This window comes from Marinomonas pollencensis, from assembly GCF_003387375.1.
Taxonomy (GTDB): Bacteria; Pseudomonadota; Gammaproteobacteria; order Pseudomonadales; family Marinomonadaceae; genus Marinomonas; species Marinomonas pollencensis.
This window is the reverse complement of the sequence record NZ_QUNG01000005.1, coordinates 72,972-87,843: the sequence shown is the minus strand read 5'-3', so window position 1 is coordinate 87,843 and position 14,872 is coordinate 72,972. Positions and strand designations below refer to the sequence as shown.

Below are 14,872 nucleotides of genomic sequence, written 5' to 3'. Positions count from 1 at the left end.
GTGCCTAAGGCAATGATTAGCTTTCTTCTCTTGATCATCCGCTGTTTTGTTCAAACTGGAATTAATGTTTGAACAAAAATGAGTTAAGGCGAAGGGAATGGATCACTATAAAATGGACGTCAATTATGAAGCATTCAATACTTGTTATATTTCCTTTTCTCGTGGCTTGCTCAAACACGCAGCTAACAGTGGTCGACAGCCTCACTGTGGCAGCTAAAAATGATGGGGTGTTGATGACGCCTTCTCGTTGGATGGTAACAGAGCATCCTTTGCAGACAACCTATGTGTCCATGAATGGACAGCTTGGTGTTCGCGCTGGACAAGTTTGTATTGCAAGTCGATTTCGTTCCCCTTTTAACAGTAATTGCTTATTGGCTGGAAGTTTGTTTTTAGACAAAGAAGATAAAGAGGTCAAAGAAGAGGGCAATACTCAATTACGAGAAGGAAAGATCTACAGAGAAGTCTACCAGCCTACTGCTGAGTTGGTAAAAACACTGCAAAAGGACTCGAATGCCATAACTGAAGAGGCGCTTCCGAAAGACTCCATCATGGAATTAATGAACACTGTTAATACAGAAAAAACACAAGCTGTTCTATACGCTACAGCGGTATTAAATGATCTCCAATGCCAACAAGATCAAGGAGGAGATGCTTGTGCAGAAAAGGGCGTCGCGAAAAATACGGCGTACGAGAATTTGATTGAGGCGAGAAGTAAAGTAGAGCTATTGATGAACTTGCCGAATCGACTGGTTTACAATTGGTCAGAGAACTACACCTTAACTTCAGGAGCTGTAGTCAATGAAAACAATAAAGCCAATGGTGGAGCTGAGCGGTCTAGCGCTGGTTATACGATTGTTAATGGGCTGGTTTTGGAGCGCTATCAAAGCTCTTGTAAAGAGTTAGAGCTGCTTAAGAATTTGCCAAGTTACAAGCGAATGAAGATTGTGACTATGACATTGGCGGCCAAAGAGCTTTACTATAATGCAAATCAAGATACGTCATTATCCTTACAAGCCGCATTAGCTGTCTCTCCTGCTGAGCTGGCATCGCTTAAAAACGCATTAACCAGCGAGCAGAACATCGCGCTTGAGGCTGCATTAAACTTCAGTACGTCTATTTCATCTCGGGGCTATTTCACCGCTCCTGATATCTCTCTAGAGGACTTTAAAGAAAGCGGCCTAACTAAAACGCCTCAGTCAGGTCTTGTTTACTACGCTGTTTTATCTGATATAGGGACACTCGCCTGTGATAATTAGAGACTTTGCCTTTGCATAGGCTTTAGAAAAAGCCCTTGTTTCAATCAGCTGTTTTCGCTTCTCCAGTTCAGTGAGAAGAGGTAGCATTGTCTATACAAGATGGGGCAGAACTCGGTCCACTTGTTGAAGGGCACGTTTGGCTGAGACATCGTCTGACGTTACCTGATTATTTACCTGTCATTTAGCTTTAGTGTTCTCAATTCCGTCATTTGGCGTGCTTTTGGGCATCAGCAGGTGGCTTTAGCTGCAGCCATGCGACTCATGGCTGAAGGGTGACAGGCGAATCAACTTTTATTAATGCTTTAGCATTTTCTCCTACTCGTTTTCATTAAGGCATCTTATGTTTTGTCACCAAGACGGTTCCGCTCTTTTGTTGCACAAGCTTTCTGGCTATGGTGTTGCGTTGGCATGCGGCTTGTTTTTAGTGTCTATTATTCCAGGCGCAAGTTGGGCTTATATGTTATCTGCTTGCTGCTATTGGTCTGTTTTTATCATCGCTTGGCCAAGGCTAAACCCTCGTAATAAAAAGCAAATTAGGCTGTTACTTGGGGTGGCTATTATCGCTCTGGTTGTCGCCTATTTTTATGATGTAGATTTGGATTTCTTTTCCCTAATAGAGGGTAATTTAGGTATTGTTGCCATGCTCTCAGGGGTATCTTTACTGGGGTTATTACCAGATTCGGTTAAGCAAAAAACGCCGATTCTCGGTGTAAAAGGCGTGCTGAGCACTTGGTCTAGTGTGCATGTGTTAGGGGCTGTTATTAATATGTCTTCCGTGTTTTTGGTAGGGGATAAACTACAACGAAATACGGGGTCTTTGTCTCAGCCACAATACTCTATATTGATACGAGCCCTGACCAGTGCAGGCTTTTGGTCACCATTTTTTGCTTCTATGGCGGTGGCCTTGTCGGTTGCGCCTAATGCGGAGTTTCACCAATTAGCCATTATTGGTGTGCCAATGGCAGTGATGTCTTGTCTGATTTCTTTATGGGAGTTTAACAAGAAGGGCACATTAGCAGAGTTTGCGGGCTTTCCTTTGGCGTTTCATGCTTTGTTGTTTCCTATTAGTTTAGCCAGCTCAGTGTTGGTGTTTCATTATTTTATCATGCCTGATTTGGCTATTTTGTCGATCGTTACCTTATTAAGCCCGATTTCGGTTATTACCCTGTTGCTTGTTAAGAGTGGCTCTCGATATACCAAACAGAGGCTGGAAGACCATATTCATATTCGCCTGCCTAATATGGCGAATGAAGTGTCTTTGTTTTTATCTGCAGGTTTGCTGACGAAAGCGGTGAGTTTGGCACTTGCTGGTGCGCTTGGAGAGAGTTGGTCCTTGTTTGACTCGTTTGGTTTTGTAGAGGCATTTGCTTGTTTTATCGGTATCTGTGGCATCGCTTTATTAGGCTTGCACCCGATTGTGGGTATTTCCTTAATGAGTTCATTGGTGCCCGCTGAAGGCGCGAATAACACCTTACTGGCTTTTGTATGTCTTTGCTCTTGGGGGGTGGGAACGGCAATTAGTCCACTATCAGGGATTAATTTGTCGGTGGCTGGTAAATACGCTGTGGATAATTTCCAGCTCGCACGTGCTAATTTGTTGTATGGGGTGGTGCTGTCGTTAGTGGTGGCGGTGGCGATGTTTTTCCTCGCTTGGACGATTGGTGTTTAAGCGCAGAAAGGGGCCGTCTAAGGGACGGCGCTTGTTTCGCGGCTTTAGCTTACTGTATTAGTCACTTAGCAAGGCCGCAGCACTGCCACAGACAGTCATTACAAACAGGAACCACTTAAGGTGTTTGGGGTTGGCTTTAATGGCGAATTTAACGGCGAGATGAGAGCCTAACATGGTGCCAGAGGCCAGGATCAAGCCAGGAACCCAAAGGATTTGATCATTCCAAATAAATACCCCTAATGCCAATGCAGTAAAGCCGATAGTACAGACCATTTTTAACGCATTGGTGCGCACTAGGTCATAACGCAGTGTACCAGCCAATGCTGCAATCAGAATAAAGCCCACGCCCGCTTGAACAAAACCACCGTATACACCGGCAATAAATAGTGCCACCCAAGCGCTGGGTTTTTCGGATACTTTGAAAGGCACTGTGCCAGCAGGAGGTGCGATTAACGCGGGACGCACTATCATGATCACGGTCATGCCTATCATAGCGCTTAATAATAAAGGTTTTAGCCAGGCTTCAGGGGCATAACTGGCGGCAAATGCGCCGACGACGCCACCCAGTAAAGACGGAATCATAACTGGCATGATGTCGGCACTGTCGAGCTTTTTCGCTTTTTTAAAACCCGCTACCGCAGTGAGGTTTTGTAAGAAGACACCGACCCGATTGGTTGCATTGGCAATATCGGCCGGCATTCCCATGACCATCAGTGCGGGCAGGGTTAAGTTAGAGCCGCCACCGGCAAGTGTATTAATAATACCGGCAATAAATCCAGTTCCGATCAAGAGCGAGACGGTGAAGAGGCTGTAGTCCAAAAGAGTATCCTTACATCAATCAAGGCAAACAAAAAATATTGAGCAAGGATACTACTAAGAAACCTAGTTTTATGTGAAGCAAAGAGTGCGGTACTAGGTTTTATAATCAATATAAAGCAAATAAAGGCGTTCTAAAGCGCGTTTATTGCAGATGGTTTTCTTTCATTATTTGCTCATCAATGCCTTTTAACTGCATTTCATCCATCATGAAATTTACCGTATTCAATAGACGCTGTTCACCAGCTGGAATTAAATAACCAAATTGGCTTTTTGTGAATGGGTTATCTGCCCGAGACGCCTCTAGTTTATTATTAGTTACTTGGTAATAAAGTGCTTCTGGCGTTTCCGTTATCATTACATCGACCTTGCCGCTCGCAACGGCTTTGGGTACATCCAGATTGTTTTCGAAGCGCACCAGGGTGGCATTAGGCAGGTATTGCTCAGCGAACTTTTCATTGGTGCCGCCAATGTTCACGCCGACTCTGACTTCTGGGCGATTGACTTCTGCTAGGGTGTCGAATGCGTCGCGTTTTCCACTAGCAACAAGGAAACATTTACCAAATGTCATATAGCCTTGGGAAATGTCCGCGGCCATTTGACGGGACGTCCGGCGTGTAATCCCACCCATTGCAATGTCATACTTGTTGTTTTGTAGATCCGGAACTAGGTTTTTCCATGTGGTCTGAACAAACTTTACTTCGACACCCATTTCTTTAGCGAAATACTTTGCAACATCAATGTCATAACCGGTGAATTTACTGCCGTCGTAATGCGAAAAAGGGGTGTAATCCCCCGTTGTTCCTACTGTGATATAGCCTTGTTTCTGAATCTCTTCAAGACGATCGGCTTGAGCAAATGCACTAAAAGTTAGTGCCGATGTTATTAATATAAAAGCAGCTGTGCGTTTCATAAGGTGTTTTGTGGGTTCCAAATAAGAGAATAAAAAATTAGCAGGGTGACGATAACCGAAAGCATAGAATACGCCAACTTTATCGAGTCTCTCTTTCAATAGTGTAAATATCAACTGACAATGTGCAAAAAATCGATTATTTTTACCTTATGCTATTAAAGAGGTTGCCGATAAGTAAGTTAATCGGTCAGCGATTAAGGGAGATAATCGCAAACTTTATTTCTATTCCAGCAAAAAGTCCGGGGGTCTTTGGATCTTTAGTGATTGTTCTATAAAGCTTACCCCCCCTTTTTGGTTAGTTCATGAGAGGTCTCAATGACAGTTCGGTCGAAGATTATTGCGTTAGTGGCGGCAGGAGTAATTTTGCCTGTGTTTATTATTTCAGCGGTAATTATAGGGAGCGTCCGCTCGAATGCACTGGCTGACTTTTCGCGTCAAAGCCAGTTAGAAATGGGACATGTCGATTCTTTATTCTCCATGTACCTAAATAATCTAGCGGAAAACGCCGCATTTTTTTCGCGTACCCAAGTGCTGACAGATCTTACCCCAGGCAGCATTACTAGTTATTACGGTAAAAAATCACAGCAAATGACACCAGATCAAAACTCTGAAAAAGAGCAGGCAGCCTTTGCCTTAATGGATGCATTTGGCCAGACCCATCCTGATTTGAAGTTTATTTGGTTAGGGTCAAACGACAAGGGGTATTTGCAGTGGCCGAAAGGAAACAGTGTTGATAATTACAATCCACTGGTTAGAGATTGGTATCAGCGTTCTATTAATAGCAAGGATAAAGCCGTACGAATTCCTGCCTATAAGGATTTATCAACAGGTGCGCCACTGGTGGATTATGTACAGGGGTTTGACGGTAAAGATGGCTTCGAAGGCACCGTCGGTGTTGATGTGACCTTGCAAAAGCTGACAGAGTTATTGTCCACAGTGAATTTTGGTGGTGAGGGTTATGTCGTGATGGTGGAAGACACAGGTACCATCCTAGCGGATCCAAAAGACCCTGAAAATAACTTTAAAGCACTGGATCAGGCCTCCATTCCGTATGGCGAGCTGACCTCAAGTGAGGAGCTTCAGCATATTCAAATTGATGGGCAAGACTGGTTTGCACGGGTTCATATATCGCCTGTTTTAGGTTGGAAATTGATTGGCTTTGTGCCTGCGAAAGTCGTTTATGGCGAAGCCAATAACTTGCTAATGATGACGCTGCTGATTGCCTTAGTCATGATTGTCATTTTTGTGGTGATTGGCTCCGTGCTTGCCAATATCGTCATTCGACCAATTAAAGTGATGGCCGCTCGTCTAGAAGACATTAGCCAAGGCGAAGGGGATTTAACGCAGCGCTTAGAAGTAAAAGGTAATGACGAATCGGCACAAATGGCGGCCGCGTTTAATCAGTTTGTGGCATCCATTGATGGCATCATTAGTCATGCAAAATCTTCCTGTCATCAGATTAGCGACGTGGCGCAACGCTCTGACGATTTATCGTCTGAGTTAACATCAGTCGTCTCCCATCAGGTGAACTCAGTCGATCATGTGTCTACCGCGTTCAATGAAATGGTAGCGACGGCAAATGAAGTGGCTTCGAACTGCAGTACAGCGGCGAGTGCGGCTGAAAGCAGTGAACAGCAAGTTCAAGAAGGCAATAAACTGATTCAAGAAACCATGGATTCATTGAAAGGTCTAGAAACAGAATTGCTCAGTTCGAATGACTCAATGAAAGCATTATCAGAAGAATCCAATAACATTGTTAGTATTCTGGATACGATTAAAGCCATTGCCGAGCAAACTAACTTACTTGCTTTGAATGCGGCCATTGAAGCGGCGCGCGCCGGAGAATATGGACGCGGCTTTGCGGTAGTGGCGGATGAGGTCCGTACCTTGGCTGGTCGTACGGCAGAATCGACGGATGAAATTGATAAGCTACTCACACGCTTGCAGCAGCAAACGAACGTATCGGCAGGTAAAATGGCGCATAGTGTGGATGTCGCGAAAGGATCGGTGGATCTTGCCGCACAGACTTACACTGTGTTCGAACAAATTTTAGCGTCTGTTTTGAGTATCAAAGACATGATGATTCAGATCAGTGCATCAGCCGAAGAACAGCATTTGGTGGCAGAAGAAATTAACACTAATGTGATTGTTATTCATGATGGTACTGTGAAATCGAATAACCTCTCTGAGCAAGTATCACAAACCGCAACCGCATTGAATAAGTTATCCAATGATTTGCAAGGTATGGTAGAGAAATTTAAGTCGAGTCATTAATAACTGATAAGAAACTCAGACATGGGCTTAGTCGCTAGCTGCGCGACTAAGCTAGGATGAAGCCAACGCCCACAAGGTTTTTAGCCAGATGGGCGTTTGGGTTTATTCAGAGCGCTCAGTCATACGAATGATTAAGCTTAAAATGCCAGCAATCGTCGCTAATGATACGACACCACTCCAACCTAAACTCATCAACGCCAGACTGCCTAATGCAGAGCCCACCGCCATACCAATAAACATACAGGTGAAAAATAACGCGTTAAGGCGGCCGCGTGCCGTCGGGTCTATGCCATAAATTAAAGTTTGGTGAGAGACGAGCGCCGCTTGAACGCCAAAATCAAAACCAAAGGCTGATACTAAAATTAACGCGATTTGCCCATTAACCGACAGATAGGGTAGGTAGAACATAATCACAAAGGAAAACACAACCAAAGCGGCTCCCACTTGTGTGACTCGAGAAGGGCCTTGTTTATCCGTCAGTCTGCCTGCCAGCGGGGCCGCCAAAGCACCAGCTGCGCCAGCTAACCCGAAGGCTCCTGCGGTCGCACTGCCAAAGCCATAATTCTGCTGGAGCATGACCGCCAGTGTGGACCAAAATGCACTAAAGGCAAGGGCCAGTAAGCCTTGTGAAAATGCGGCTCGACGCAAGGTAGGGTGAAGGATCCATAAGGTTAGCATGGAGCGCATCAGTTTGAAGTAGCTGACGCGGGTTTGGACTTCTAGATTTGGTAACACCCGCCAAAGTACCAAGGAAATAGCCAAAATGCTGGCCGCCGCCGCTTGATACATAACACGCCACCCGACAACTTCTGTGACTACGCCGCTTACTACTCGTGATAATAGAATCCCGATTAACAATCCTGTCATGACAGTACCAACGGCTTTACCACGCTGCGCGTCGGGCGCTAATATGGCCGCGGTTGGCACTATATCCTGAGCCATGGTTGCCATAATACCAATGATCAAACTAGCGACTAACATGCCATTTAAAGAAGGCATAAAAGAACATAGAATGAGCGCTAGGGTGAGCATTAGACCTTTGGCTAAAATAACATGGCGGCGGTTAAAGCGGTCTCCTAATGGGATCAGCAGCAAAATGCCTAACGCATAACCGATCTGAGTCAAGGTAGGAACCAGGCCAGTTGTGCTGACGTTGGCGTGAAAGTCTTGGCCAATGTTACCGAGCATAGGCTGATTGTAATAAATCGCAGCCACACTTAACCCTGCGCCGACCGCTAGGCTGAAAAGAAGCGAGCGTGAAGGTCCTGCTTCTTCCTGCTGGGAAGTTCCAATAGAGCTTGTTTGCAAAGACATAATAGGATCTCGTTCTGATAAGAAGCGGTTAGGATTCGATTATTTTTAGCCTTTTTAGGAAAAAATTGGTAGCCACAGCAAAGGTAAAACTGATATACGTTAAGCGTATGAAAAAAATCAAATCAGGTGGCATCGACCGTATAGAAATGATGCAAACTTTTGTTCGTATCGTGGAAAGCGGTAGCTTGTCAGCGGCGGCATTACAACTTAATACCACACAACCAACGGTCAGCCGTCGTCTAAAATCTTTGGAAGCTAGGTTAGGCGCTAAGTTGATTATGCGTACAACGCATGCGATGAAGCTGACCGACGATGGAGAGCGTTGTTATCAGCATGCAAAACAGCTGATCGCAAGCTGGGATGCATTAGAAGAAGACCTTATTAATGCCAATGATGAGCCGGTTGGCACGCTAAAAGTTCGAGCTCCCCATGCGTTCGGACAAGATCAGTTGATTGCTCCCTTAGTGCGCTATCTTGCAGAGCATGGGCAAATTTCTGTGGAGTGGATGCTCAATGACCATTCACCTGACTTTATTAATGATGGGATTGACTGCGCCATTCGTGTGGGTGAAATTACCGACTCATCTATGGTGGCTATTTTATTAGCTGAAGTGCCACGTATTGTCGTGGCGTCGCCCGCGTTACTGGCTGATTATCCTGATGTCAAAACGGTTGATGAGTTAGCAAGATTGCCTTGGGTAGCGCTAAGTACTTTTTATCGCAATAAGGTCACTTTGAAATGCGCTGCACAAGGGATCAACCGAGACCTTGAATTTACCCCCAGATTCGTTACAGACAGCCTATATGCATTACGTAATACTGTGCTATCAGGGGTTGGTGTTGGCGTTTCATCAGCTTGGATGGTCAATGATGATCTGGCTTCAGGGGAACTCGTACAGCTGCTACCAGAATGGCGTGCCGACCCGTTACCGGTTTATCTTGTTTACCCTTATGCGAGCTATTACCCAGCTCGCTTAAGAAAGTTTTTTGAACTCATCCGAGAAGTTATGCCCACCTTAGTGGGCGCCAGACCGCCAAGTCCAAGAGCGTAATGATCTCAGCAAAGTGCAGATTATATTTCGTTCGTATTGGCGTTGTTTAGGCTGTTTCTAGCGCAATGGTTTAGCTTAGAATCTATATAGTTTTTAACCAATAATGCGAGCAAAATGGTCACACCAATACTGCGTGCGAAAATAACCAGAAGCGAAGCATCGGTAGCGGCCGCAGGCCACGCAATCAAAATGGCAGAGCTAATATACAAAGAGCGTACCCCCCCAAGCTAAGTGCTCATACAGCCAACCAGAAAAGCCGATACTCATGGCAGCAGTTGCCAGTGTCGCAAAGGTGATAGCAGCAATGATGCTGGATGTGGAGCCGATTAGTAGTATGCCGGGCATGGTAACAAATAAGAAAGGCACCAGTAATTTCACAAAGCCTAAGCGCATAGATTCGATGGCTGTTTCATTAGGCTTGGCTCCGGAAATAGTCGCCGCGGCATAAGCCGCCAAAGCCACTGGTGGAGTGATGGCTGATACCAAACCAAAATAGAAAATAAACATATGGGCAGAAAGCGTTGCCATTCCCAGCTGTGTCATTGCTGGTGCAACCAGGACAGCGAGTAATAAATACGCTGCGGAAGTGGGTAACCCCATACCGAGAACAAAAGAGGCTAAGGCGGTTAATAACAGTACGGCCCATAAGTTGCCGTCCCCTAGCTCAATAATCAAGCCAGATAGCATGAGTCCCATGCCGGTTAAATTCAATATGCCAATAATAACGCCAGCTGCAGCAACAGCGGCAACAATAGGTAAGGTTGATAAAAGCGTCTCTTTGCAGGCCGCAATGAGGTCTATTAGGTTCAGACGAGTAGTTTTTTTCCATGGACAGACTAACAGTCCAGTAATAATCCCCATCACCGCGGCTTGGGTTGGCGATTTTCCTGATACCATGAGAGCAATCAGTATAACCAGTGGCAGCAGCAGATAAAATTTCGTTTTGAGTGTGGCGAGTAACAGCCTCCAGCCTGCTTCAGGGTCGCGCTCTAAACCTAGGCGACCCGCTTCCAGACGAACAGAAATCATTAGTGCTAGGATGTACAAAAGGGCAGGAACCAGAGCCGCTAGAGCCACTTCTGCGTAAGGGATGCCGATCATTTCAGCCATCAAAAACGCCGCCGCTCCCATGACAGGAGGCATAATTTGCCCTGCCGAGGAGGCGGCAGCTTCGATCGCGCCAGCCAGTTTCGCGCTGTACCCCACTCGCTTCATCAGAGGAATAGTAAAGGTACCTGTTGTGACAACGTTCGCGACGGCACTGCCATTGAGAGAGCCTAGTAAGGCACTGGATAAAGCAGCAGATAAACCAGGGCCACCTTGAACTCTGCCTGTTAATCCTCGTGCAATATCGACAAACACTTCTCCTGTGCCAATTTTGGTTAAAATGGCCCCGAATAAGCCAAAGAGAAAAATATACTCAACTGCCACTCCCATAGGCACGCCGTAAACACCTTCTGTAGAGAGCATTAATGTAGAGGTTAAACGACTCAGGTCATAACCACTATGGCCGTATTTTCCTGGTATGAGATAACCAAAATACGCATAAAGAAAAGCCAGCGTCATTAATGTAATTAGTGCCCAGCCTACCGCCATACGAACGAATATAAATATCACGGTAATGAGCGCGATAAAAATCCATAAATCCATCCCAATCGACATAGCTCCGCGCATAATAATATCGATGTAGTGTTCCCATAGGTAAGGACCAGGAATCAGAGCTATGACAGCTAACAGATAAAATACACTACGTTGAATAGCGTGTTGATAGCGCAGCCCATAAAGCAACATAGCAGCAGATGCGACAAGAGAAAAGAAAGAGGATCTCAATAGTAAAGCGGTAATACCGCCATAATAAGCGCCATATAAAACCAACCCTGCAATGCTGATGGCAATAAGACTAAACAACAAAGAAACGAGGTTCTTCTCCCGCTTTCCTGCTGTTAGTGATGGGATGAGCAAACTTTGCAGAGTGTTTTTCCACATGGCCGATACTCCTATTTATTTTGTGTTTATTTGATCGAAGTATTGTTGTGCTCCTGGGTGTAAAGCAATGGGGGTGTGTTCTGCCGTAGTCAGTGAAATTGCTTTAGCTTGAGGGTGAATCTGTCCTAATGCGGTTAAGTGAGAAAAAACCGTCTTAGTGATCTGATAAATACTTGATTGGTCTTCTTTACCACGAGTAAATAAAATAGCCGGATCATTAATCATAGTGACGGGTTTGGTTTGATCAGGGTAAGTATTGGCTGGCAATGAATAGGCTTGATAGAAAGGATACTTCTCGATCAAACTTTCAAGTTTATCAGGTGCGGCAGAAAGTAGGGACATCTGTGTTTGTGAGTCCAAGTCGATCAATGAAGAGGTAGGTGCACCGGCTAAAACGACGGTGGCATCTACTTGCCCATTAATCAGTGCTTTTACCCCTTCAGTATAAGATAAGAAGCGTGGTGTTATGTCACTGAAAACCCCATATTCTTGCAATAAACGCGTTGCCAAGACCGCAGCATTACTGCCCGGAGGCCCTACACTGACACGCTTTCCTTTAAGTTGTTCAAAACTATGAATATTGGTGTTAGAGGTCGTCGCTACTTGCAACACGGCAGGATATAAATAAGCAATCGCTGCAACGTCTAAGGGGCCACTTGCTTAGAAAGGGCCTAAGCCATTTTTTGCTTCAAATAGTGTGGAAGAAGAGGATAGCCCTAGCGTCATCTGGCCTGCAGCAACACGATGATTGTTTTCGATTGACGCTCCTGTTACTTCGGCACGGGCAGTGGTGTTATCCATGTACTTGTTAAGTATTTCAGAAATGCCTGCGCCAATAACATAAAACAGACCGCCGGTACCGCCAGTACCAATAGAGATTCGTTCTGTCGCCATGACTGGGGTAGTCATGAGAGCGGCACATAGTGAACTGGCAATGAACAATGTTTTAAACATATTTTCTCCCTGTTATTTTTATTTGTGTATTGCGCGAGACGGGATAGGTTAATTTCTAATCGGTATGACTTCCTCTGTAATGTAGCTCATATCTTTTTATAACAGAATGGCTTATCTCTTCTATCAATAGCAGTGGCATAAAATCAATAATGGGCCGTTGTGAGAAAAAAATGGCGATAAGGTTGCCCTTATCGCCATTTTTGATTTTTTGTCTGTTTGCCAGTGAGTTAGAAGGCGCTAGCGACTTCTTTTGCTTGCAGATAAACGCTCTCTAGGCCGTTGCCTGAGATGTACCACAAAGCAGGGTTCAGGTTGCTGACTTTAATGTCTTTGCCGCCCAGTTCTACTAGCTTTTGTTTAAGTGCTGCTAGGTCTAGTGCTTCTTCAGGCTTATTAATGGCGACACTGCGATCTACTACGTACAATACATCTGGCTTCATCGCCACAATGTTCGCAGGTGTTAGTGGTGTGAAGCTACGGTTACCACGTTTCTTCGTTTCTACACCGGCAGGTAGTTTCGCAGGTGTAAGCCCCATGACCTGCTCAACGACAGGGTAATTACCCATAATCAAATGGCCATTGTTATGCAGAACTAAAACAAAATGTTTGTCAGGGCCAACTTTGGCTTTTAACTTATCGATATTGGTATGCAAATTAGTAAGTGCGGCTTGCGCTTTATCTTCTACGCCAAATTGTTGACCAATATGCTCAACTTGGGCGGTAAAGTTTTTCCAGTAATCTTTATTATCAAAGCTCACATTTTCAACAGGGGCGATTTTCTTAAGCTCTTCTTCGTGGCTTTTTTGGCGGCCACTGATCATAATTAATGTCGGATTTGCGCTGCCTGCAGCTTTAATATCGATGTTTTTAGCGTTGCCCACATCCGTGTATTTGTCTGTGTTATATTCCGCTAAATAATCCGGTAACGTTTGTTTAGGAACCGCGACAACTTGGCTGCTTAAGCCTAGCTCTGTTAGCGTGTCCAAACTACCATAATCAAAGCTCACAATACGCTCAGGTTGCGCTGCCATCGCGATTTGGCTGGCTAGGATTAACGCACTTGAAGCAACGATACTTTTTACCTTCATTTAACTCTCCGACTCATTTGGTTATTGTAATAAATGAGAATCATTATCCCACAATGTTAATAAGTCGGAAGTCCTCGAACGAGGGACGCGGTGTTGCGTTCTATAAAACAGCCTAGTGAGAGCGGATCTTTTTTTATGGTTTGAGCATCGCAGAGATGATTTTTACAGTAAAATCATGAAAAACTTTGACCGAAAGGTCAATTAATATGTATTTAACTCATTGCTTTTATTGATAAGGTCGTTGAATGACTGCACATACCTCACCATATGAGACAAAAACAGCATGGCTAGAAGTGATGCTGCTGTGGGCCGCTGGCATTTCTGTCGCGATGCAATTTGCCAAGTTTTCCATCGCGTATGATGCGCTTCTGATTCACTACCAAGAAGGTGCTACGTTAACCGGTGCCGCGATTTCTGTGGTTGGGGTAGTTGGTCTTATTTTTGGGGTCTCGGCAGGTGTTATTGTCGGCCGGGTAGGTTATCGGCGTTCTTTGATTGGGGCGTTAGCACTCGGTTCTATGATGTCCTTTTTGGAATCCTTGATGCCAAACTTCGAACTGATGATGGTGTGCCGTGTGATCGAGGGTTTTTCTCAGTTGGGGGTAGTGGTTGCCGCGCCGACCATGATTGCTCGGTTAAGTGCGCCGCAGCATAGGTCCATTACCATGGGGCTATGGGGGACATTCTTCGGGGTAGCCTTTGCCATTAGTGGGTTATTTGGTGAAATGATTTTGCGCCATTATGGCATGGGCAGCTTATTTTTCGCCCATGGTCTGTTTATTGGCGGCGTTGCCTGTGTGTTGTTTTTCCGCTTAGAGCGGAATAATACTTTGTATGAAAATCAAAGCAATACACAACAGAGTAAGCTCCTCGCCCAGATGTCACAGGTTTACCGTAACCCCAGAAATATATTGCCCGCGGCAATCTTTTTGTTTTACACCTGTATGTTTGTGTCGCTGTTAACCTATATTCCGCGTTTAGTCGAAGACGAGCATTTGCGTTCCATTATTAGAACCTGTTTGCCTTTAATGAGTATTGCTGGAACTTTTTTAGCGGGGACTTTGTCGCAGTACCTGATGCGCCCTCAGAACGTGGCGATTATGGCCTATTCTGTTATTGCTGGCAGTGCGATTATGCTGAGTTTCTTTACTAGCGCGCCGGTTTTATTCTGTATTCTAGCGGCTGTTATGGTGCTGTCTGCGGGTATGGTAACAGGTGCTTCCATGTCAATGATTCCTGCGATAGCACGCAACCCTAATGAACAAGCACAAACCTATGGTTTAGTGGCGCAACTTGGTAATTTAGGCTCCACTATAGGGCCTCCGAGTTTTGCGACCATGTTGAGCTTGTTTGGCGTTCAAGGTTTGGTTGCGCTCGTGTTGGTTTTTTGTGTTTGTGGCGGTGGCTTAAGTTTGATCGCAAAACGATTTAAAAATAATTCATCTTCATTGTAAGTTTTTTGAGTTGGGCGCGTCTAACGATTAGTAGCCTTAATCTTATGCCTATGTTGTTACTGATATAGACGTAATGAGAGGTGAGACCTCTCCGCT

10 protein-coding genes and 1 pseudogene are annotated in these 14,872 nt (G+C 45.1%); 5 read left to right on the top strand and 6 right to left on the bottom strand.

Going from position 1 to position 14,872, the window contains the following annotated elements:
- Window positions 1-125 precede the first annotated feature (125 nt).
- Complete coding sequence (locus tag DFP81_RS08815; protein WP_115897407.1) at window positions 126-1,256, top strand: hypothetical protein; 1,131 nt, start codon at window positions 126-128, stop codon at window positions 1,254-1,256.
- A 340-nt stretch (window positions 1,257-1,596) separates the two neighbouring features.
- The gene (locus DFP81_RS08810; RefSeq protein ID WP_115897406.1) at window positions 1,597-2,925 is read left to right on the top strand and encodes a hypothetical protein; all 1,329 of its coding nucleotides are present in this window, start codon (window positions 1,597-1,599) and stop codon (window positions 2,923-2,925) included.
- Between the two features lie 57 nt (window positions 2,926-2,982).
- Here DFP81_RS08810 and DFP81_RS08805 read toward each other — a convergent pair whose 3' ends face one another.
- Window positions 2,983-3,744, bottom strand: coding sequence for a sulfite exporter TauE/SafE family protein (locus DFP81_RS08805; RefSeq protein WP_115897405.1), 762 nt, complete (start codon window positions 3,742-3,744; stop codon window positions 2,983-2,985).
- Between the two features lie 142 nt (window positions 3,745-3,886).
- Complete coding sequence (locus DFP81_RS08800; protein ID WP_115897404.1) at window positions 3,887-4,654, bottom strand: transporter substrate-binding domain-containing protein; 768 nt, start codon at window positions 4,652-4,654, stop codon at window positions 3,887-3,889.
- A gap of 315 nt (window positions 4,655-4,969) precedes the next feature.
- On the opposite strand from DFP81_RS08800, the gene DFP81_RS08795 reads away from it, so the two are divergent.
- Window positions 4,970-6,928 (top strand): methyl-accepting chemotaxis protein, encoded by a 1,959-nt coding sequence (locus tag DFP81_RS08795; RefSeq protein WP_115897403.1) that lies wholly within the window; start codon window positions 4,970-4,972, stop codon window positions 6,926-6,928.
- Window positions 6,929-7,030: 102 nt separating this feature from the next.
- Here DFP81_RS08795 and DFP81_RS08790 read toward each other — a convergent pair whose 3' ends face one another.
- Window positions 7,031-8,242, bottom strand: coding sequence for an MFS transporter (locus DFP81_RS08790; protein WP_115897402.1), 1,212 nt, complete (start codon window positions 8,240-8,242; stop codon window positions 7,031-7,033).
- Between the two features lie 107 nt (window positions 8,243-8,349).
- Between DFP81_RS08790 and DFP81_RS08785 the strand changes: the two genes are divergently transcribed.
- Window positions 8,350-9,294 (top strand): LysR family transcriptional regulator, encoded by a 945-nt coding sequence (locus DFP81_RS08785; RefSeq protein WP_115897623.1) that lies wholly within the window; start codon window positions 8,350-8,352, stop codon window positions 9,292-9,294.
- Window positions 9,295-9,492: 198 nt separating this feature from the next.
- On the opposite strand, the gene DFP81_RS08775 is transcribed toward DFP81_RS08785, so the two are convergent.
- The 3 genes and pseudogenes from DFP81_RS08775 to DFP81_RS08765 form a co-directional block, all read right to left on the bottom strand.
- Window positions 9,493-11,280: a TRAP transporter permease gene (locus DFP81_RS08775; protein ID WP_115897400.1), complete on the bottom strand. Its 1,788-nt coding sequence runs from the start codon at window positions 11,278-11,280 to the stop codon at window positions 9,493-9,495.
- 15 nt (window positions 11,281-11,295) lie between these two features.
- Window positions 11,296-12,174, bottom strand: a pseudogene (locus DFP81_RS18340) (TAXI family TRAP transporter solute-binding subunit).
- A 287-nt stretch (window positions 12,175-12,461) separates the two neighbouring features.
- Entirely contained in the window at window positions 12,462-13,322 is an 861-nt protein-coding gene (locus tag DFP81_RS08765; RefSeq protein ID WP_115897399.1) for an ABC transporter substrate-binding protein, read from the bottom strand.
- Between the two features lie 245 nt (window positions 13,323-13,567).
- Between DFP81_RS08765 and DFP81_RS08760 the strand changes: the two genes are divergently transcribed.
- Entirely contained in the window at window positions 13,568-14,776 is a 1,209-nt protein-coding gene (locus tag DFP81_RS08760; protein WP_115897398.1) for an MFS transporter, read from the top strand.
- The last annotated feature ends 96 nt before the right edge of the window (window positions 14,777-14,872 follow it).